Annotated in this window: 16 protein-coding genes and 1 other annotated feature; of the genes, 4 read left to right on the plus strand and 12 right to left on the minus strand. The window is 39.4% G+C overall.

The features are described from left to right. Nucleotides 1-16: 16 nt before the first annotated feature. A complete protein-coding gene (locus JIN86_RS00250; protein WP_004227862.1) occupies nucleotides 17-1,168 on the plus strand; it encodes an MFS transporter in 1,152 nt (383 codons plus the stop codon). A gap of 36 nt (nucleotides 1,169-1,204) precedes the next feature. Here the strand turns inward: JIN86_RS00250 and JIN86_RS00255 are convergent, their stop codons facing one another. Both JIN86_RS00255 and JIN86_RS00260 read right to left on the minus strand, forming a co-directional pair. After that, entirely contained in the window at nucleotides 1,205-2,389 is a 1,185-nt protein-coding gene (locus tag JIN86_RS00255) for an oxalate decarboxylase family bicupin (protein ID WP_202340968.1), read from the minus strand. A 282-nt stretch (nucleotides 2,390-2,671) separates the two neighbouring features. Beyond that, a complete protein-coding gene (locus tag JIN86_RS00260; protein WP_202340969.1) occupies nucleotides 2,672-4,114 on the minus strand; it encodes an aminotransferase-like domain-containing protein in 1,443 nt (480 codons plus the stop codon). Nucleotides 4,115-4,224: 110 nt separating this feature from the next. Between JIN86_RS00260 and JIN86_RS00265 the strand changes: the two genes are divergently transcribed. After that, nucleotides 4,225-4,827 (plus strand): LysE/ArgO family amino acid transporter, encoded by a 603-nt coding sequence (locus JIN86_RS00265; RefSeq protein ID WP_202340970.1) that lies wholly within the window; start codon nucleotides 4,225-4,227, stop codon nucleotides 4,825-4,827. A 42-nt stretch (nucleotides 4,828-4,869) separates the two neighbouring features. On the opposite strand, the gene ileS is transcribed toward JIN86_RS00265, so the two are convergent. The 6 genes from ileS to JIN86_RS00295 form a co-directional block, all read right to left on the minus strand. Beyond that, a complete protein-coding gene (gene ileS, locus JIN86_RS00270; RefSeq protein WP_202340971.1) occupies nucleotides 4,870-7,962 on the minus strand; it encodes an isoleucine--tRNA ligase in 3,093 nt (1,030 codons plus the stop codon). Between the two features lie 61 nt (nucleotides 7,963-8,023). Next, nucleotides 8,024-8,262 (minus strand) — a binding site (T-box leader). Nucleotides 8,263-8,321: 59 nt separating this feature from the next. After that, nucleotides 8,322-9,164 carry a DUF2785 domain-containing protein gene (locus tag JIN86_RS00275; RefSeq protein ID WP_202340972.1) on the minus strand — a complete coding sequence of 281 codons (843 nt, stop codon included), beginning with the start codon at nucleotides 9,162-9,164 and terminating at the stop codon, nucleotides 8,322-8,324. A gap of 19 nt (nucleotides 9,165-9,183) precedes the next feature. Beyond that, on the minus strand, nucleotides 9,184-9,825 hold the full coding sequence (locus tag JIN86_RS00280; RefSeq protein ID WP_202340973.1) for a hypothetical protein: 642 nt from the start codon (nucleotides 9,823-9,825) through the stop codon (nucleotides 9,184-9,186). A gap of 102 nt (nucleotides 9,826-9,927) precedes the next feature. Next, a complete protein-coding gene (locus JIN86_RS00285; protein WP_202340974.1) occupies nucleotides 9,928-10,881 on the minus strand; it encodes a DUF3221 domain-containing protein in 954 nt (317 codons plus the stop codon). Further along, nucleotides 10,874-11,392: a sigma-70 family RNA polymerase sigma factor gene (locus JIN86_RS00290; protein WP_009371736.1), complete on the minus strand. Its 519-nt coding sequence runs from the start codon at nucleotides 11,390-11,392 to the stop codon at nucleotides 10,874-10,876. Before JIN86_RS00290 ends, JIN86_RS00285 begins: the two co-directional genes overlap by 8 nt. Before the next feature lie 61 nt (nucleotides 11,393-11,453). Continuing rightward, the gene (locus JIN86_RS00295; protein ID WP_004227844.1) at nucleotides 11,454-11,897 is read right to left on the minus strand and encodes an Lrp/AsnC family transcriptional regulator; all 444 of its coding nucleotides are present in this window, start codon (nucleotides 11,895-11,897) and stop codon (nucleotides 11,454-11,456) included. 141 nt (nucleotides 11,898-12,038) lie between these two features. Between JIN86_RS00295 and JIN86_RS00300 the strand changes: the two genes are divergently transcribed. Beyond that, entirely contained in the window at nucleotides 12,039-12,623 is a 585-nt protein-coding gene (locus tag JIN86_RS00300; RefSeq protein ID WP_202340975.1) for a DJ-1/PfpI family protein, read from the plus strand. A 52-nt stretch (nucleotides 12,624-12,675) separates the two neighbouring features. Here JIN86_RS00300 and JIN86_RS00305 read toward each other — a convergent pair whose 3' ends face one another. Next, entirely contained in the window at nucleotides 12,676-14,166 is a 1,491-nt protein-coding gene (locus JIN86_RS00305; protein WP_009371738.1) for an S-layer homology domain-containing protein, read from the minus strand. A gap of 215 nt (nucleotides 14,167-14,381) precedes the next feature. Next, nucleotides 14,382-17,087: an aconitate hydratase AcnA gene (acnA, locus tag JIN86_RS00310; RefSeq protein WP_004227840.1), complete on the minus strand. Its 2,706-nt coding sequence runs from the start codon at nucleotides 17,085-17,087 to the stop codon at nucleotides 14,382-14,384. Nucleotides 17,088-17,903: 816 nt separating this feature from the next. On the opposite strand from acnA, the gene JIN86_RS00315 reads away from it, so the two are divergent. Further along, nucleotides 17,904-19,064 carry a Ger(x)C family spore germination protein gene (locus JIN86_RS00315; RefSeq protein WP_202340976.1) on the plus strand — a complete coding sequence of 387 codons (1,161 nt, stop codon included), beginning with the start codon at nucleotides 17,904-17,906 and terminating at the stop codon, nucleotides 19,062-19,064. Between the two features lie 57 nt (nucleotides 19,065-19,121). On the opposite strand, the gene JIN86_RS00320 is transcribed toward JIN86_RS00315, so the two are convergent. Both JIN86_RS00320 and JIN86_RS00325 read right to left on the minus strand, forming a co-directional pair. Next, nucleotides 19,122-19,823 carry a peptidoglycan recognition protein family protein gene (locus tag JIN86_RS00320; RefSeq protein ID WP_202340977.1) on the minus strand — a complete coding sequence of 234 codons (702 nt, stop codon included), beginning with the start codon at nucleotides 19,821-19,823 and terminating at the stop codon, nucleotides 19,122-19,124. Then, nucleotides 19,823-20,089, minus strand: coding sequence for a stress-induced YchH family protein (locus tag JIN86_RS00325; protein ID WP_202340978.1), 267 nt, complete (start codon nucleotides 20,087-20,089; stop codon nucleotides 19,823-19,825). Before JIN86_RS00325 ends, JIN86_RS00320 begins: the two co-directional genes overlap by 1 nt. Between the last annotated feature and the right edge of the window lie 8 nt (nucleotides 20,090-20,097).

Consider the following 20,097-nt stretch of genomic DNA (forward strand, 5'->3'; position numbering starts at 1 on the left):
GAGGTACGGAAATTATATGAACAATCAACGATGGCTTTCTCAGAATTTCTTTACATTTTTTATCACTTGGGGCATTTTCTTACCCTACTGGACAGGTTGGCTGGTGGATGCGAAACATCTAACCGTCTCGCAGGCAAGTGTAGTGATGGGCTGTGGGCTCCTAGCTCGTGCCACATCCAACCTTTTCTTCTTCCCAGCACTTGCAAAATATGTACACAATAAACGACTCATTACCATTTTAGCAATAGGCTCGTTGCTAACTGCCTTGCTCTATATTCCAAGCACAGGCTTTACTGCATTATTAATCGTGACCATTTTATTTAGTGTTTTTTACCCAGCGCTATTACCTGCTGTGGAAAGTAGTGCAGCTACGCTTGTCCAGTATGGCAATATTCATTATGGTAAAAGCCGTTCCTATGGTTCATTTGGCTTTGTCATCGCTGTTTTAATTATTAGTATGCTGACAGGCGTTTTTGGAAAGAACATCATCTTTTGGAGCATGATTATAGGGTTGATGGGCATGTTACTTATGCAGCAATTTGCAACACCAAAGGAATTGCTGGTAGTCCCAACAAAAGAACAGCGTGCAAAATCATTGTCGATGAAAACACTATGGACTATCAAAGGCTTCCCGATTGTTTTATTCATCGTCATCTTGCTCCAGGGTTCACATGCCTCCTATTATAGTTACGGTTATATTTATTTAGAAGATTTACAGGTTGATCCATTCTATATGGGTATGATTATTAATATCGCTGTTATTTGTGAAATTCTTTACTTTATGAAGGCTGATACGTTATTGACGAAATGGCGCTCATCGTCCTTATTACTTTTAGCAGCGAGCGGCTCTTCCCTACGTTGGTTACTAATCTTTATGTTCCCAAATGTCTGGGTATTTATCGCTTCTCAAACCTTGCACGCATTATCCTTTGCATTAGCCCATTTTGCCTTTATTCGCTACTTAACAAAAGCACTACCTAAGGAACAAATCCCCAATGCACAGGGTTTATACTCTGCATTAGCTATGGGCTTAAGTACGGCCATCCTTACATTTTTAGGTGGCTATTTATACGAAATATCGCCAGGTCTGTCCTTCGCGGCCATGCTCATTTGTACAATACCAGCCATCGCTATTTTGCTCCTGACACGCAAAAAATATCAATATTAAACTAAAAGCAGGTGAGAACTTCCTCACCTGCTTTGATTATTTTGGATAATAGGAAAAACCAGGATATTTTACTACAGGCCATTTTTCTTTTCTGAGAGCCTCAAGCAACTCAGGACCAACCTGCAACTTACTTTGCACCAATTCTGTCGGCGTTAACGCCATCCATTGATTTAAGGATACATCCTGGAATCGATCACTTTTAAACATTTCTAAAAACCATAATGGCTCTGTTCCAGTATTTTCAATATAATGCCCCGTCGCAAATGGGACATAGCCAACATCTCCCGCCCGATAATCAAATGTTCGAGCCGTTCCATTTCCTGTGAAAACTGTCATACGGCCTTTTCCTTGCAGATAATATTGCCATTCATCGTTGTTTGGATGCCAATGCAACTCTCGCATCGCCCCTGGCTCAATTTCCACCAGTGCAGCCGCGATATTTTTAGAGATTGGGAAATTAGTCGAATCGACAATGCGCACACTGCCTCCAGGTGTTTTTAATGGAGGCTGTGCCAACAGACGATGTTTAAAGGTTTGGGGAACCTCCCCATAAGGAGATGGCACTTTCTGAGAATCAATTGGCCCCGGAACTCGATCCTGATAAATATATATTTGTTCACTCGGGATGTGATCGAAAGCATGGATAGGAACCCCAAAATTCGCTGATAACACTTCTTTTGGCGTATGAGCAAACCAATCTGAAATTGACAGTGTGTTCAGATCGGAGAAATGCCCATCATCAAATACTAATAGGAATTCACAGCCATCCTCAAGTCCTTGAATGGAATGAGGAATGCCAGGTGGAAAATACCATAAATCACCGGGTCCCACATCCGCTATAAAGTTACAACCATTTTGATCGACAGCTGTAATGCGAGCATGACCAAGCAGCATATAAGACCACTCCGCCTGTTGATGCCAGTGCAGCTCACGTACGCCCCCTGGTGCCAAACTCATATTCACACCCGCCAAAGTCGTAGCAATCGGTAATTCACGAACCGTAATTTCTCGCGACCACCCACCTTGATTTAAGGTCATATGCGTGTCTGAAAACGAGAATCGTAAATTTGGAATCAAACCTGCATCAGTCGTTGGTGGCACTAGCATATCAGGATTTTCTAAGTCCCTCATAATATCCCGTGGTCCCTTATCCACCCCTCCAGCCCCATCACCTCGAATAGGCTGAGGCACCTGAAAATAACCCGGTGGCAAATTTTCCAATCGTTCACCTCTTTATGTTCGTAATCAAAATAAAATACTTCTATTCTTCTAAAATGTATGGATACAAGGCTTGGATTATTCACTTTCTTTTCTATCAGTGGGTTGGGTGGCTAAGTGTGGATACTTAATTGAGAGAGGAGCTTGCTATATGATCACTTTTCACTGATTTTGGAGTGGGGTCCTACTTCTTTGATCACATCTCAACCATTTTGGAATGGGTTCCTCACTTCTCAACCTATTTAGAGCAACCTTCTATCGTTTCCCTAACTCCAGAGCAAGTCCTTACTTACTCTTTCGTCCAATAGCCTCCACCGCACATTCATGTAGGATTTGTAAACCTTCCTGTAATTCTTCATAGGTTGCATAAGCGTAGGATAGACGAATATGATGAAGATCTTGTGGATCGTAGATATAGCCGGGGTTGATTAATACTTGCTGCTGCAACAGCTTCATAAAGAACTCTTTATCTACAAGCGGCTCATGAAACTTGAGCCAAATATAAAAGCCTCCCCTTGGTTTGCTCCAATTCGCCACATCTGTAAACTTCTCTTTTAAAAGCTGTTCCGTAAAATCGGCTCGCTCCTGTAATTGTTGACGTAATCCTGCGAGATGCTTTTCATATTTTCCTGATTGCAGCCAATGTAGGACAATTTCCTGAGAAATGGCACTTGAGCCATAGTCTGTTTGCATTTTTATATCGGCTAATCGCTCAATGACAGTGGTTGGACCGATGAGCCAGCCAATGCGTAGCCCTGGGCTTAAGGTTTTAGAGACGCTGCCAATATAAAGAACTTGTCCGCTATTATCCATGGCCTTAAGCGGCGGTGATGCCTCTTCAAAAAGCAATTCATGATAAACATCATCTTCTACAATCGGAATCCGTGATGCCTGACAAGCTTCATATAGCTGTTCTTTTTCTCTTGTTGTCCATACATGACCTGTTGGATTATGTAAAGTAGGAATGGCATAAAACACGGCTTGTTTCTTTCGTTTCCTTTGCGCTAATGTTTGAGCAAGCTGTACATCACGTTCAATGCTAATCATTTGCATGCCAACCGACTGAAAAGGGTGAACAGAATTTAAGTAGGAGGTTGGCTCCTGAAACACAATAGACCCTTGCTCTAATAAGCCAACAGCAATTAATTGTAGTGCCTGAAGTGCACCTGAAACAATACAGACGTTTTGAGGTTCAGCAGGAATGCCTCTTTTTTGAACATATTTACAAATAGCTTTACGAAGCTGATCATTGCCTTGTGGCGAAGAGTAGCCCAATGTTTTGGGTTGAAAGGATAGCTCTCGCAGTGAAGCTTCTATTTCCTCGGTAGGCAACAAACTGGGTGCTAGCTCTCCCGTTCCTAAACGAATTACATCCTCACGCTGTTCGTATTCATTAATTAATTGGATGGTGTGGTAGTTTGGCTTGTGGATGCTTGTTTCGATATAAGTTTGCCAATTCGGCTGTGTTTGTTGGATTAATGCATGCCAGGAATTGTGCGTAACATAAACACCAGAGCCTACCTTTGCTTCAAGAATGCCCATTGCTTTTAATTCCTCCAAAGCCTGCTGAACTGTGCTTCGATTCACATCGAACTGCATGGCCAGCTGTCTTTGGGTAGGTAGTTTTGTCCCTGCTGCCCAGTCTCCTCGCTCCACATTGGCTGTTATCCACTGTACAATCTGCTGCTGTAATGTATTATCACTTCTTCTATTCGGCTGCCAGCTCATGTTCCTTCTCCTTCCATGCAATAAAATTGGGTGGGTAAAAAACCATCCAATTGGTCGTTTTCTTTTAGTTATACCATATCTAAAATAAGTAAAGAAAGGAGGAATGGTCATTGGAAGCTTTTCTTCATGGGATCATTTTAGCATTTGGACTCATTTTGCCATTAGGCGTACAAAATGTTTTTGTTTTTTCACAAGGTGCTACACAACCAAGTTTATTACGTGCTTTGCCAGCAGGTGTGACAGCTGCGATCTGTGATACACTGCTTATTCTACTTGCGGTATTCGGTCTGTCATTAATTGTTCTACAGTTTGAGTGGCTGCGTATCACGTTAATGGCTATTGGTATCGTTTTTTTACTTTATATGGGCTATAGCATTTGGCGTTCAAATCCAGCAAACACTGAAAATAGCGAAGCATTGCCTATTAAAAAACAAATTCTCTTTGCCCTCTCGGTGTCACTTCTAAATCCACATGCTATTTTAGATACAATCGGTGTTATTGGTACGAGCGCATTAAAATATAGTGGAGCCGAGCAAATGATGTTCACTATTGCTTGTGTGTTCATTTCCTGGCTATGGTTTTTCGGTCTCACTTTGACTGGCGCCTCGTTCAAAAAACTAGACGGCTCTGGAAAATTGATGCAACTATTTAATAAATGCTCCGCCGTCTTTATTTGGGCAACAGCATGTTATCTGGCAAGTGGCTTATTTTAACGTACATAGAAAAAGCTCAGGAGGTAACCCTGAGCTTTTCTTTTATAGAGAAACAAATAAAGTGAGCTTTTCATTAAACAATGACGTCTCAATGGATTTTGCATGAGGCCATTGCTCACCATAATGAATAGCTTTAACTAATACATTTTCTTGTAATAACGCTTCGTGCTGCTGAATCATGAAAAGTACCCCTGCACTACCATTAAAGGCAATCGATACATATTGCGCCACTGGTAGCTGCCATTTTTTTCGTGCATCTTGTATTGTACGAATTAATTCTCGTATTTGCCCTTCTTGTAGTAAGCTCTCTGTAAGTTGAACATTCATCAAGACACGGCAAGTGCTATCCTCCGCTAAAATATAATGGTCCTTGACGATTGATTCAGCTATTACATGTTCTCTTAATAATGTTAGCTGTTGACCGTCCATCATGAGATCCACTGTTCCATGGTGTTGTAGCCTTTGTTTCTCTTCATCTGTTAATGCCAACACATACTCTTTTACTTGATGAACCTTTGGACCAAATGCCGCGCCAGCTGATTTAAAGTTTAACTTATAATGCACGCTTTCATAGGCTGAAAAATCATGTGTCCATCTACAAGCTTTGATGTTTAACTCATCCTGAATGAGTTCGCTATAGGCTTGGTAATCCGACAGTTCACCTTTTAGGGCAACAATGAGTTCACTTAAAGGCTGCTTGACCTTTATTCCCTGACTATTGCGAATGCTACGTCCAAGTTCCACAACTGTTAAGACTGTTGCCATTTCTTGTTCAAGCCTCACATCCACTAGTTGATCGTCGAATAGTGGGTATTTCTCAAGATGAACACTTTTTCCACATAGTTGACGGTAGATATCCTCTGCTATAAATGGTGTAAACGGTGCTATTAATGGACAAATGGATGTCAGTGCCTCGTAAAGTGTGCTAAATGCACCTCGTTTATCTGCTGTCATTCCATTTGCCCAAAATCTAGCACGTGAACGACGAATATACCAGTTGCTTAATTCTTCCACTAATTGACCAATTTCCCGTGTAGCCTGTGTAAATTGATAATCATCCATGGAGGTTGTGACAAGCAAGATAGTGTGATGTAAGCGGGACAATATCCAATGATCTAGCTGTGAACGTGTACCTGTATTTGTAGCATCATACGTAAAGTTATCGATTTGGGCATACATATCATAAAATTTAAACGTATTGTCGAGTGTATCCACCAGCTTAGATTTCGCATCTAAGACAACTTTCTTTGAAAAACGCTTTGGATTCCATGGGGAGCTATCAACTAAAAATGCCCAACGTAGAGCATCTGCTCCATACTCCTCGATTAACTCAACAGGCTCTAATGCATTGCCTTTACTTTTGGACATCTTCTGTCCATGCTCATCGAGTACATGCCCTAACGATAGCACATTTTTATAAGGTGGTTTTCCTGTAAACAAGGTCGATACTGCTAATAAGCTATAGAAAAATCCTCGCGTTTGGTCGATGCCCTCAATGACCACATCTGCTGGAAACTGATGATGAAAGTTCGCTACATCTTCAAATGGATAATGCTGTTGGGCAAATGGCATTGAGCCACTGTCAAACCAAACATCGATAACTTCAGGCGTACGTTTCATGTCGCCTTGGCAAACAGGACAGGTACAGACAATGTCATCTATAAATGGCTTATGGAGCTCTAATTGTTCATTGACAGCTCCTTTGGCTAATTGTTGTAGCGCAGCAACACTGTTAGGTGCCTCCTCATGATTGCAATCCTGACAAATCCACACATTGAGTGGTGTTCCCCAATAACGATTACGACTAATATTCCAATCCACTAAGTTTTCTAGGAAGTTGCCAAATCGTCCCTCCTTAATATGGCTAGGGTACCATGTCACCTGCTGATTATTTTGTAAAAGCTGCTCTTTTAATGCCGACATTTTGATAAACCAGCTATCTGTTGCATAGTACAATAATGGTGAATCACAGCGCCAGCAATGCGGATAGCTATGCTCATATTTTTCTTTAGCAAATAAAAGCTCTTTTGCTGCAAGCATTTTAATGATATCGACATCACAGTCCTTCACAAATCGTCCAACAAGCTCAGGTACCGCTTCTGTATAACAGCCTTTAAGATCAACTACATTGACAAAGGACAAGCCATGTTGCTGCACCGTTTTATAATCGTCCTCTCCATAAGCAGGTGCTATGTGTACAATTCCTGTTCCACTATGCTCTGTCACATAATCTGCCATGACAATGATATGCCCTTTATCGACGGTTACATAGGAAAATGGTGATCGATAGGAAACACCTGCAAACTCCTGTCCGTCATGCTCACTTAATATTTCTACAGGCTCTGAAAAAACCTTTGATACCAACGATTTGGCTAGTATATAGATGCTGTTTGCATGCCTTACACGGACATAGCGAAGAGCAGGATTCATAGCCAAGGCTACATTGGCTGGTAATGTCCAAGGCGTCGTTGTCCAGCCTAAGATATATTCGTCTCGATCCTCTAGCTTAAACATTGCAGTAACGGATAAATCCTTAACATCCTTATAGCCCTGTGCCACCTCATGAGAGCTTAAGGAAGTTTGACAGCTAGGGCAATAAGGTGAAACGCGATGTCCTTTGTATAACAGTTTTTCCTTGTGAACATGGCTTAAAATATGCCACACAGATTCAATATAGTCATTACTTAATGTTAGGTAAGGATCATCCATGTCAAGCCAGTAGCCAAGCTGCTCTGTAAAAGTACGCCATTTTTGCTCATAGGTAAAAACGCTCTTCTTACATGCTTGAATAAATTGCTCCACCCCATAGTTCTCAATCTCCTGCTTTCCTGAGATTCCTAATGCCTTTTCTACCCCTAATTCCACAGGCAACCCATGTGTATCCCAACCTGCTTTTCGTTCAACTAAATAGCCCTGCATTGTTTTGTAACGTGCCACCACATCTTTTATGGTTCTACCAAATGCATGGCCAACATGTGGTAAACCATTCGCTGTTGGGGGTCCCTCATAAAATACAAAGGGCTGCTGTTCAGCACGATTACTTACGGATTTGGCAAAGGTCCCTTCTTGCGCCCATAATGTACGAATCCTTGTTTCTCGTTCAACCGTTGTTTCTTTCTTTTGTTCTTTCTGCATATTAGTTCCTCCTATACAAGCAAATTTGTATAAAAGGCATACAAAAAACCCCGTCCCAAGGAAAAGGGACGGGGTTAACCGCGAATACCACCCTAATTCTATTGACACGATGGCCAATAGCACTCAGCAACGTACAATCATACGTGTTCTTTTTAACGGTAGACACCCGGATTAGCTTACTCCATTCAGCTAATCTTCTCAGAGAGGATTTTCATGTAACACCTGCACACCGACTTCCACCAAATGTCGGCTCTCTGTAGAACAAAGTGAAACACTACTCTTTCTCATCAACGAATTTGTATGCTTTTATTGTCCTTCATCTTAGCAAATTACCAATTGTCTGTCAACGGTGGACAATCTTAAAAAATTTCGTTGAGACAAGTGGCAATACTTTGATGGAGATCAGCATATTGTGGCTGATGAATGGTTTGAATCAAAAAGCTCTTCAGCAATGTTTTACTATTGAATAGCACTATTCTGTATTGTTCTTCACTCAGCTGTTCCTTCATTGAGGCTAAGGTTAATGGCATTTGCTGCACTATATGGATGACTTCATTTTGTTCCAGCCCTTGCTCCAACATCGCGACTATTGGCACCAATAGTCGTTCATCCTCATCATGGATAAAGACGTAATTGGGTTGTAAATAGATGGACCATAATGCGTGTAACATATCGGCATAGGCTGTTTTCAATGATTTTGGATTTTTCACCAGTTCATCGATAGCATCTGAAACATGCGCCACGCTATGTGCCCATCCCTTGCCAGTCACATAGCCTCTTACATCCTTTTCAGATGATACATAGTTTAGTAACTTTGTTTGACAGTCCTCTATGCTAGCCTTGGGCAAAAAATTATCCTGTAGATCTCTTGCTAAAATAAGCGCTACTAATAATGATGTAAAGGAGCGAGTAAAGACCCAATCCGATTCCTTTTCTCCAATTCCCTTAACTAATAAATGGTTTAGGCTATAATCCCATAGCTCCGTTAAGCAACGATGGTCTAGCAAGTTTTTTTCTAAAATCCATTCATAAAAGCTGCCATAAATATAAGTATCTCGTAGCTCACTATCAATAGAACCTATATGTGCTAACATGGAATGCACAAGCTGCTCTTGATTTTCTAGCTCCATTATTGCTTGCCCCTTTTTCAATGCCTTTAATCGATCCTTTAATTCTTCTTCCTTCAGTACATCTTGTATCAACTCTTTGACTCCCCTTTGCTTATTTATTTTGATACTCACTCTCTCGGTATATCCCATCTAACTTCCAGTTCTCATTAAAACGGACATATGTAAATTCCTTTTGCCAATTATCTTGGTGTACAATCACCTTACTACGCCAAGGAAAGGTAAATGCATTCGCCTGCCCCTTTCGCACATCAGCTATATCATCCGCTACTTCAAGAAGCGTCGTAGGCTTCATTGTATTGTGCATCAAATAAAGCTGTCGATCTGAACTATCCTCAAGCTCCTGCATTACTTGCTGATGGAACGCAATCACCTGCTGATTTGCCTGATAAAGTGAATAAACGAGTGAGCTCCCAAATAGCAGCATCAATGTTGCCACAATCACAACATGCTTTTTCTTTAAGCCTATATAAAATGCCCACTTCTTTTCCTTGTTGTATAAATAGATATAGATTGCTAGACTAATTGGCCATAAAAATAGTAGCTGCCAAAAGAGGACAACCCAAAAAATTTCTCCATCCGAGACAAAATATCGAATGCAAAAGTAATTCAACAGCCATAAGGGCATTGACCAACGCCAAAAGGATTCTTCCTGTGACATACTTTTTAAATAAATCAGTAGAAGAGGTAAGCTTAGGAAAAACGCTGTCGCATTATCTAATATAGCAAATACCAAATCAACACCTCTATTTTAGAAAAATATTACAACTATTGTATATGAATCCAACTTTAAAGAAAAGGCTAGACATTCTAAAATCATTGAATGTCTAGCTTCTTGTTAGGGAAATTCCTTTACTATTTTCATCTCTACGATATCCTTATAATCAATGAATGGCTGAGTGTCATCGTTCCCAATCGACTGTCTATACTGTACTTCTACTCGATCACCAACTGAAAGTGTTTGCGGAACATCCACTAGAGGGAACCATGTACCATTACTATGTTTTTGCACTAATTCTTCTACAGATTTTTGCCCAACCTCGCTAGCCAAGACGCCTGAGACAACTAAAAATTCATGTTCCTTGATTGCTAAGACCGTTCCACTTCTGATGAGCTTCATTTGGCTGTCCTTTTCTGGGATTTTATATTTTTCTCTTAAGGAGGCAATGTCTTTATGATAATGTTGTTCTAAATATTTCATGGCTGCTTGCTCGACAAGCCATGTACGAATGGGATTACTTACATCCTTATAATCGGCTTGGCTTACCTCCCATAATAAATCAAATGTAGCCATTTTATAGGCAATTGGCTTGCCATAGTTCTCTATAAACCCTTCGTTTGTGACTTGCAACATTTGCAGAAGCTTATCATAAGTTGGCCGAGTATCATCCTCATAGCTCCACTCTTGCATGAACTGTTCGAGTGCCTTATCTACTTGCTCTTGTGTAGGTTCTAATTTTTTCGATTGCGCATAAGCAAAGGTCGATTCAAAATATAAAAAATTATCAAAGCTTGCCTTTCCGTTCATAAAAGAATCAAGTTGTAAATATAGCTCTAAAATCCGCTCATCTAATACGGGTGGAATAGTAGAAGCTTGCTGTTGTTGTACATTATATTGTTGATATATAAACAGCCCTATGCAGACACTTAAAATCATAGCCAAAACACCATATGGCCAGCGTTTTGCAGATTTTTTTTCATGGCGTTGCTGTAAATGCTGAACCACATTTGTCATCACACGCTTTTTACTTTCTGATAAATCCCTTACTACGCGAGCATCCATTTTACTCATGCAGGAGCACCTCCCATTCAACATGCTGTAATTGTAGCTTCAATAACTCTCGCCCACGACGTAGCCTTGTTTTGACGGTGCTTTCAGGAATCGTTAACAGCTCTGCAATGTCTACCACAGGCATTTCTTCAAAATAAAAATGTATAATGACCTCTCGCTGTTTGAAAGGGAGAGCTAGAATCGCATTTTCAATCAAAGTACGTTCATCTTGCTGTACAAGCATATCTCTTCTCATAACGGTTTGCTGCGGAAAAATCCTCTGTTGCACTTGAATTTTCCGATAGGTCCAGCTGCGTAAATAATCTTTACTTCGATTACTAACTAATTTCGATAAATACGCCTTTAGCTCCCCACGTTCCTCATAGTTTTGCTGATTATCGTAGAATTTAATAAAGACATCCTGTACGATATCTTCAGCACTTTGTAAATCTCTAACATAGTAAAAGGCAAGACGAATAAGCCTCTCTGTATGCTGTTCCATTATTCTTTCCAGTTCATGAATTAGCAACATTCTTCCTCCTCTCTACCCTATAAACGGTGCTCACGGCTTCGAGGTTTGCTTTTTTTGTCATTTACTCCAAATCATTGTCAGCAAATGGTGTAATCACCTGTTTTTCCGTTGAAGATAACACGATATTAGTAGAAGGTGTACCATAGGGCATAGCCGCATCAATAAATTGTTCTAATGTTTCTACTGAATAGGTCGCTAATTTAACAATATAGCTAATTTCCCCAGCCACCCGATAGCATGCCAAAACATCAGGATGAGCATTACAAAATGAAGAAAGACTTTTACAATCGATGGACTTAAATAAAATAATGGCTTCAATCGTACGCTCCATCTTTTTCAGATTTACCTTTGCATGATAGCCTTCAATCACACCCTGCTCCTCTAGCTTTTTGACTCTTTCAATAACGGCAGGAGAGGATAAATGAACGGTAGTGGCTAATTCCTTCATCGAGATTTTGGCATTTTGCTGTAACTGCTGTAAAATTTGTGTATCAATATGATCCACGGTCCATCACCTTTCTAAATAAATTATTTATGGCATAATACCTTTTCAAATAAAGTTTTTTACCTAAAATCCATTATACAACGTATGTAATCTTTTCTCCCTTTTGTTTACAATAAAAGCAATAAAGGAGGCAAAATATTTATGAAAAAAATATTGTTACTATTAGCAAATGGCTTTGAAGCGGTGGAGGCAAGCGTCTTTACTGATGTGCTCGGCTGGAATAAGTGGGAAGGTGATGGAACAACAGAAGTGGTTACGGTCGGCTTGCATGAACAGCTGCAATGCACCTGGAATTTTAAAGTAACTCCTGAAAAATTGCTCCATGAAATTGTATTAGAGGACTTTGATGCATTAGCGATTCCTGGAGGCTTTGAGGAAGCCGGTTTTTATGAGGATGCGTTTAGCGAGGAATTTCAGGCAGTCGTTCGTCACTTTGATGAACAGAAAAAACCGATTGCAACAATCTGTGTAGCTTCTCTTATTTTAGGCCACAGTGGAATTCTTCAGCACCGTCAAGCAACAACCTATAATCATCCAACAAGTAAACGTTTAGCACAGCTAAAAGGCTATGGCGCAGCAATTGTCAACGAGCGCATTGTGCAAACTGATCATATCATCACCTCCTCTAATCCAGGAACAGCCTTTGATGTTGCCTTTCGCTTACTAGAAACTCTAACATCTGCGTCAAACACAGCGAAAGTAAAAGAATTAATGGGCTTCCACTAGCAAAAAAAAGTAGGCTTATACCAATATACTTGGCATAAACCTACTTTTTGTATTATTTACTTACTGGTGCTGTTTCTGATGCACTTAAATCCATTTCCTTTGCATTGTCTAGCACATCTTTTGGAATCGTAATTGTCGTTACCGCATTGAAATCATGATATTTGATCGTTGTTTGCTGTCTTGTCTTGATCGAATTGCCTTCTACTTGCATCTTTAATGTCATATCCATAGCAATTTCTTCTACATCGAATGTTTCTTTATTAATTAATAATTTATATGTGAGACCATCAAAGGAAATATTGCCTAATTGTGCCTCTAGATCGGCTTCCATTCCTAAATCCATTGCGCCAAGCTGCTGCTTCACTAGCTCTGTGAATTTATCGCCAGAGCCTTTTAATGTTAACTCATAACGGTTTGCTGATTCTACTAACGTGAAATCTTCGGCAAATGCTTGTAGCATCTCCAATTGTTCAGTGGCATCTGGCTGCATTCCTGTTTGGCTCAGTACATCTTCAAATAATTGTTTCGGGAACTTTACCCAGGCCTTTTGTTCTGCCTCATACATATACATACCATCTTTAGCCGTCATATACATTTTAATCGGCAAATTAATCGCTTCACCGCTTGTTGGATCTGTTAAAGCCATTGAACCATCAGCAAAGAATTGCATTGGCTCTGTAACAATTTCCATCTTCATGTTGCCTTTAGAATCCATTTTCATGGTTTCCTTACCATCGTTTGCCTCTACTGTCTGAGAGATCGTCATGGTAGCCTTCATGCTTTTTAGCTCTTTTTGCTTGGCTAATGTTTTCGTAAATACTTCCTCTAACAAAGCACTATCCTGTGTTGTAGTAGGCTGTTCTTCTGTTACTTGCTCCTCTTTAGGCTCTTCCTCTTTTACTTCCGTTGTAGGCTGTGTATCCTCAGCTAAGCCTAATGCGTTCACAATAAATGTTGCTAACTGACCACGTGTAACATTTTTATCTACACCAAATTCTGTGGCAGTAACACCCTTCGCAATGCCTGCCTCATACAGGGCTGTTACTGCATCTGCAAATGGACTATCTTGCTGTACATCTGTGAATGGACTTTTACCTTCTGCTGTTAAACCTGCAGCCTCTGCTACCATTACCGCCATTTGACCACGAGTAATTGTGTCATCTGGACGGAATGTATCATCCTCATAGCCTTGTACAACGCCAAGATTAACTAATGTAACAATCGCTTTATAGTATGGGCTAGATGAGTCGACATCCTTAAAATTCGGATTCTCGACAGCCGTATCCGTTGTAGTTAGATGAAATGCACTTGCTATCATCTTCGCTGCCTGTCCACGTGTTACATCCTTTGAGGGCTTAAATGTACCATCTGGAAAGCCATTAATGATGTCTGCTGCATGCAATGTGGAAATACTATTAAAATGTGCATAATCTTCGCTCACATCTGAAAATGGACTAGCCGCCGAAACAGGTACTACCGCAACAGCAGTAACCGCCATTGCAGCTGTTGCCGCTGTATAAAACTTATGTTTTTTCTTTGTCATAATCAATCGTCCCCCGTTTATGTAAAAATTTTATCCTTACCTATTAATTTTACCGAAAGAATTGGAAAAATGCTAGGTTCATTGGAAATTAAATTATAATTATCCATTAAATCCGTCATTTGGTGCTATTTATACATATTTTGGCCACTTCTATCCAACACTCTCTTAATAAATAAAAAACCGACCTCCTAAGAGATCGGTTTTTATGGTGATGATTACTCAGCAGCTTTTGCGCGTAGAACCATTTGTAGGATACCACCATGACGGTAGTAGTCTACCTCTACTTCTGAGTCGAAACGAGCTAAAGCTTGGAAAGTTTTAACTGTGCCGTCTTCAGATTTAGCAGTTACTGTTAAGATTTCACGTGGTTTTACGTTGTCAGTAATGTTAACAGAGATTTCTTCTTTACCAGTTAAGCCTAATGTATCAGCAGATTCACCTGGCATAAATTGAAGTGGAAGAACACCCATCATTACTAGGTTAGAACGGTGGATACGCTCGTAAGATTGTGCGATAACAGTTTTCACGCCAAGTAGGAATGTACCTTTCGCAGCCCAGTCACGAGAAGAACCCATACCGTAGTCGTTCCCAGCAAGTACGACTAAGCCAGTACCTTGTTCTTGGTATTTCATACATGCGTCATAGATGTACTCTACTTCGCCTGTTGGCCAGTAAGTAGTGAATCCACCCTCTGTACCAGGAGCAACTTGGTTACGGATACGGATGTTTGCAAATGTACCACGCATCATTACTTCGTGGTTACCACGACGAGAACCGTAAGAGTTGAAGTCACGGATTGCAACACCGTTTTCAATTAAATATTTACCTGCAGGTGTTTCTTTACCGATTGCACCAGCTGGAGAAATATGGTCAGTTGTGATTGAGTCACCGAACTTCGCCATAATGCGTAAGCCGTCTAAGCCTTTAATAGCTTCTGGCTCTTTTGCAAGACCTTGGAAGAATGGTGGGTTTTGGATGTAAGTTGATTTGTCATCAAATGTGTAAAGAGACTCAGTTGATGTTTCAATTGCATTCCATTTTTCGTTCGCTGTGAATACAGTTTCGTATTCTTTTTGGAATAACTCACGGTTAACAACAGTACCTAATACTGCATTAACTTCTTCAGTTGATGGCCAGATATCAGCGAAGAATACTTCGTTACCATCTTTGTCTTTACCAAATGAATCTTTTTGTAGATCGATATCCACTGTACCAGCAAGTGCATAAGCAACAACAAGTGGTGGAGAAGCTAAGTAGTTAGCTTTTACAAGTGGGTGTACACGACCTTCAAAGTTACGGTTACCAGAAAGAACGGAAGTTACGAATAAGTCATTTGCTTTAATTGCTTCTTCGATTTCAGGTAATAATGGACCTGAGTTACCGATACATGTTGTACAACCGTAACCTACAGTGTTGAAACCGATTTGGTCAAGGTATGATTGTAAACCTGAATCTTCAAGGTAACCAGTTACAACTTTAGAACCTGGTGCTAAAGAAGTTTTTACCCATTTCGGTACTGTTAGACCTTTTTCTACAGCTTTTTTCGCCACTAAGCCAGCAGCGATTAATACGTATGGGTTAGAAGTGTTTGTACAAGAAGTGATCGCAGCAATCGCAACAGCACCTGTTGGGATTTCTACATCGCCTTCAGCGAATTTCGCTACAGAAGTTTTTGCGAATTCATCTTCTGTTAAACCGAAACCTTGTGTACCTTGTGGTGCCACTACTGCTTCTTTGTAACGAGAACGCATTTGAGATAGTGGAATTAAGTCTTGTGGACGTTTTGGACCAGAAAGGTTTGGTTCGATTTCAGCTAAGTTTACTTCTAAAACATCTGTGTAAACTGGCTCTAATGTTGGATCGAAGAACATGTGGTTCGCTTTTAAGTAAGCTTCTACAACCGCAATGTGCTCTTCGTCACGACCAGTTAAACGCATGTAGTTTAATGATTCTTCGTCGATTGCGAAGTAACCACATGTAGCACCATATTCAGGAGCCATGTTAGAGATTGTCGCACGGTCAGCTAGTGGTAATTTAGATACGCCAGGTCCGAAGAACTCAACGAATTTACCAACTACGCCACGTTGACGTAATACTTGTGTTACTTTTAATGCTAAGTCAGTAGCAGTTGTTCCGTTTGGAAGATCGCCAACTAATTTAACACCGATAACTTCTGGAATTGGGAAGTATGAAGGCTGACCAAGCATACCTGCTTCAGCTTCGATACCACCTACGCCCCATCCAAGAACGCCGATACCGTTAATCATTGTTGTATGAGAGTCAGTACCTACTACTGAATCTGGGAATGTTTCAAATGTGCCATCAGCATTTTCGTTTACGTGTACAACTGGAGCTAAGTACTCTAAGTTTACTTGGTGAACGATACCTGTTGCTGGTGGTACAGCACGGAAGTTATTGTAAGCAGTTTGAGCCCATTTTAAGAAGTTATAACGCTCAGCGTTACGTTCAAATTCTAGGTCCATGTTCGCTTGTAATGCAGATGCATTACCATATTTGTCAACTTGTACTGAGTGGTCAATTACAAGGTCAACTGGAATAGCAGGGTTGATTTTGCTTGGGTCGCCGCCCATTTCTTTCATTGCAGAACGAAGAGATGCAAGGTCAACAACTACTGGTACACCAGTAAAGTCTTGTAATACAACACGAGAAGGTTTGAATGGTACTTCTGCCTCTGGGTCAGCACCGTTACCCCATTTTGCTAATTCGTTTACGTGTTCTTCTTTAATTACATACGCATCATATTGACGTAAAACAGATTCTAATAATACTTTGATTGAGTAAGGAAGGTTTGAAACTTTTGCAACGCCAGCTTTTTCAATCGCAGCTAAGTCATAGTAATTGTAAGTTTTACCATTCACTTCGAATGATGCACGGCTGTTGTGTAAATTACCTTGTGCCATTTGCGGATCCCCCTAATATATATCTTTTTGAAAAGGCTTTAAAAATGTGTAGCATCTTTTCTCCAATACCCATGATAGCGCATTTATATTCATAAGTAAATTACATTAATATTATCTTTTTTGATAAGCATAACTTATGACCTTGGTTTCTATCCTGATGTTTTTAATTTTTTGATGTGCATAATATCAAGGTTTTGTATTAATGAAGGTTTCTATACCTGTCTAACGAAGTGTATCTAAATGTATTTAACTGGGGTACTTTTTGGGGCACTTGCTGGGGCACCTGTAACTTTTTTAAAATGGTGCCCCAGTTCGTAAAAATGTAGATAAAGAAGGTTTGGACAGGTACTATTTTATAAGGAAAGAACGATATATAAATTCCTTTAAAGTTAATAGTATTTCTTTGCCACAATCTGTGGCATTTTTATTTTTTTAAATACAAACAACATTCTACTATATTAATACATTTTTATTATTACAAATAACTACCAAGAGAGTAAATACATTATGGAGAATTTTTTTATTTGACACTTTTTAATTCTCTAATAATTAGTAGGAGGTGTAGATTCTTCAGAGGATAATATTTATAAACCTGATAATTTACCAAGGCTGGCCTAAAGAAACACTTTATCGTCGGTAATTTCTCTCGTTAATATTCTTGGTTGTCAGACCAAATCAACCAAAAGTCCTCAATCCTGTTTTATCAACAATACTGTTATTTGCCTCCCTAGTACAGAAGTGTTTTTTTTATAGTTTAGAACCAAAACGGTAGGCGAATACTAAAGGTACACTTTATTAATAAAAGTAGGCGAAAAAATGACAATGAATAAATTATTATTTCTTATTTTATCCTCTACTCTGCTCCTGGCAGGCTGTTGGGATGGAACTGAATCGCAAAGGATGTACTATATCAATGCCCTAGGAGTTGATTTTGAAGATGATAAATATAAAGTCTACTTACAAATTATCAATTTTGCTGATGTAGCTAGATCACAGCAATCTGGTGGTGATGTTGAACCTGCTGAAGTCGGGTATGCTGAAGGTAAAACAATTGAAGAAGCGATTTATAAATTGTACCGTTCATCTGATCAAGAGATCTTTTGGGGACATATGAGATACCTAATCTTCTCAGAACGTGCCATGGAAAATGAACGAAGCATTCCTGTTATTGATACTTTTATTCGTTTTCGAGAAACAAGATATCATATTTGGGTTTATTGCACAACGGACCCTATTAATGACTTAATGCTTGTAACACCAATTTTGCGAAATTCTATGACAGCTTCGAAATTAAGTAATCCAATTAGTACTACTGAACAATTAACATTTGTTCAACCTATAAATTTGAGGGAATTAATTATTGGTTTAAATGAACCGAGCCATGAGATTGGTATACCTTATGTAAAGATAATGAAAGGTTGGGAAAATGATGAGGGAAAAATGGATGAAACCACCTTTTCCGGTATAGGCATTCTCTCAAAAAATGGGATTAAAGGTTTCATTAAAGATTCCTCAGCAAGAGGCAATCAATGGATGAATGAAGAGACAAGTCGGGGAGAAGTTACCTTTAAATTAGAAGGTGGTGAAAGGGATTATCTAACTGTTGATATAGATAATTTAAATCTCGAAGTTAAGCCCATTGTTAATAAAAACGATCAAGTTGAATTTGAAATTGATATCAAAATACAAGGAACACTCAATGGATTCAAAGGAAAGATTACTACGGATGAAGTGAGAAAAAATATCGCTCAACAAATAGAAAAAGAAGTTAAAGAAACTTATCAAGAAGGTCTAAAATTAGATGCTGATGTATATCGTTTATCAGAATATCTATACAGAAGTAATGTAAAGGTGTGGAAAAAAATCGAGCATAATGGAAAAATACCTTTAACGGAAGATTCAATAAGTAAAATAAATGTTCATGTTAATAAAATAAATCCAGGAAGAAAAACTTTTGATGAGACAATTGAAGAATAAAAAAGCCCGTTACCTTAATTGGTAATGGGCCTTTGAATTACAAGAGAGCTGATATTATCATTTTACTTCGTATAATTTTGTTATTTTACTTTCATTGTTATAGACAAGCTTTAAATTTAACAAATCCGCAATATTACGTACTTGAACATGCGTCCTACCATCTATAATCACAGCTGGAATAGTTTTTGTATCATTAAACATAACTTTAGCTTCTGTAATTTGAGCCCTTTTTACTTCCTCCAAGCCATTTAAAATGTCTAGCTTGAATTGTGCCTCGGAGATTCCCATACTCGCTAAATAATCATAAGGATCTCTATGAGTTGTGCCTTTTAGATTGTCAGTAATCCATCGATGGGACTTGATACCGTTACCTGCCCCATCCAATACAACTGGTATACCTGCCTCTTTTGCAAGTTCTCTCAAAAGCCAAATATAAGCTGCATAATCTTTTTTAAATTGTTCTTTGTCATTTGTTCGAGCCAACTCAACCTGTGCGTAGCTAAGTGGATTCCCTTTTGGACCACAACCATACTGAACACGATTAACTGGCGCAATTTGCACGATACGTCCTCCACCACCTACCCAGTGGGAAGTGAATGCCTTTGCTTTATTTCGGTTCATATATGCAATTTCATTTTCTAATGCGTTCGGTCCACAGTTTTCGGGATTGCCTGATTCATGAGCAATTACATATTTAGCGCTATCTAAACGTACATTCGGTAATCCAGAAATTAAACGTTTTTCAATTAAATAAGACATTACTGCTCACCTTCTTTTTTAGCTGCTTTTAGTAAATCAAATGTTCCTGATGCTGTTAATCCTGCAAAAAATCCAGAAATCACCATTACATAGAGTGGGTAGCTGGCTAAAGGCCATAACACCAAACCAATAAAAATACCAATCACTACAGATGTGATTGGCATGTATTGGGTATTTAGATTAAAAGTCTTTTTAAGTACCTCTGCAACCGCTAAGACAATTGCAACCATTCCGATTGCAATCATAAAAATATTTGTTAAATCCATTTTACGCA

Source organism: Lysinibacillus sp. HST-98 (assembly GCF_016757845.1).
Taxonomy (GTDB): domain Bacteria; phylum Bacillota; class Bacilli; order Bacillales_A; family Planococcaceae; genus Lysinibacillus; species Lysinibacillus capsici.

Excerpts from the sequence above, each read along its gene's own strand:
- JIN86_RS00250 (WP_004227862.1), top strand. The coding sequence starts at position 17 with ATGAACAATCAACGATGGCTTTCTCAGAATTTCTTTACATTTTTTATC.
- JIN86_RS00260 (WP_202340969.1), bottom strand. The coding sequence starts at position 4,114 with ATGAGCTGGCAGCCGAATAGAAGAAGTGATAATACATTACAGCAGCAG.
- ileS (WP_202340971.1), bottom strand. The coding sequence starts at position 7,962 with ATGCAGAAAGAACAAAAGAAAGAAACAACGGTTGAACGAGAAACAAGG.
- JIN86_RS00285 (WP_202340974.1), bottom strand. The coding sequence starts at position 10,881 with ATGAGTAAAATGGATGCTCGCGTAGTAAGGGATTTATCAGAAAGTAAA.
- JIN86_RS00290 (WP_009371736.1), bottom strand. The coding sequence starts at position 11,392 with ATGTTGCTAATTCATGAACTGGAAAGAATAATGGAACAGCATACAGAG.
- JIN86_RS00300 (WP_202340975.1), top strand. The coding sequence starts at position 12,039 with ATGAAAAAAATATTGTTACTATTAGCAAATGGCTTTGAAGCGGTGGAG.
- JIN86_RS00305 (WP_009371738.1), bottom strand. The coding sequence starts at position 14,166 with ATGACAAAGAAAAAACATAAGTTTTATACAGCGGCAACAGCTGCAATG.
- acnA (WP_004227840.1), bottom strand. The coding sequence starts at position 17,087 with ATGGCACAAGGTAATTTACACAACAGCCGTGCATCATTCGAAGTGAAT.
- JIN86_RS00315 (WP_202340976.1), top strand. The coding sequence starts at position 17,904 with ATGACAATGAATAAATTATTATTTCTTATTTTATCCTCTACTCTGCTC.
- JIN86_RS00320 (WP_202340977.1), bottom strand. The coding sequence starts at position 19,823 with ATGTCTTATTTAATTGAAAAACGTTTAATTTCTGGATTACCGAATGTA.
- JIN86_RS00325 (WP_202340978.1), bottom strand. The coding sequence starts at position 20,089 with ATGGATTTAACAAATATTTTTATGATTGCAATCGGAATGGTTGCAATT.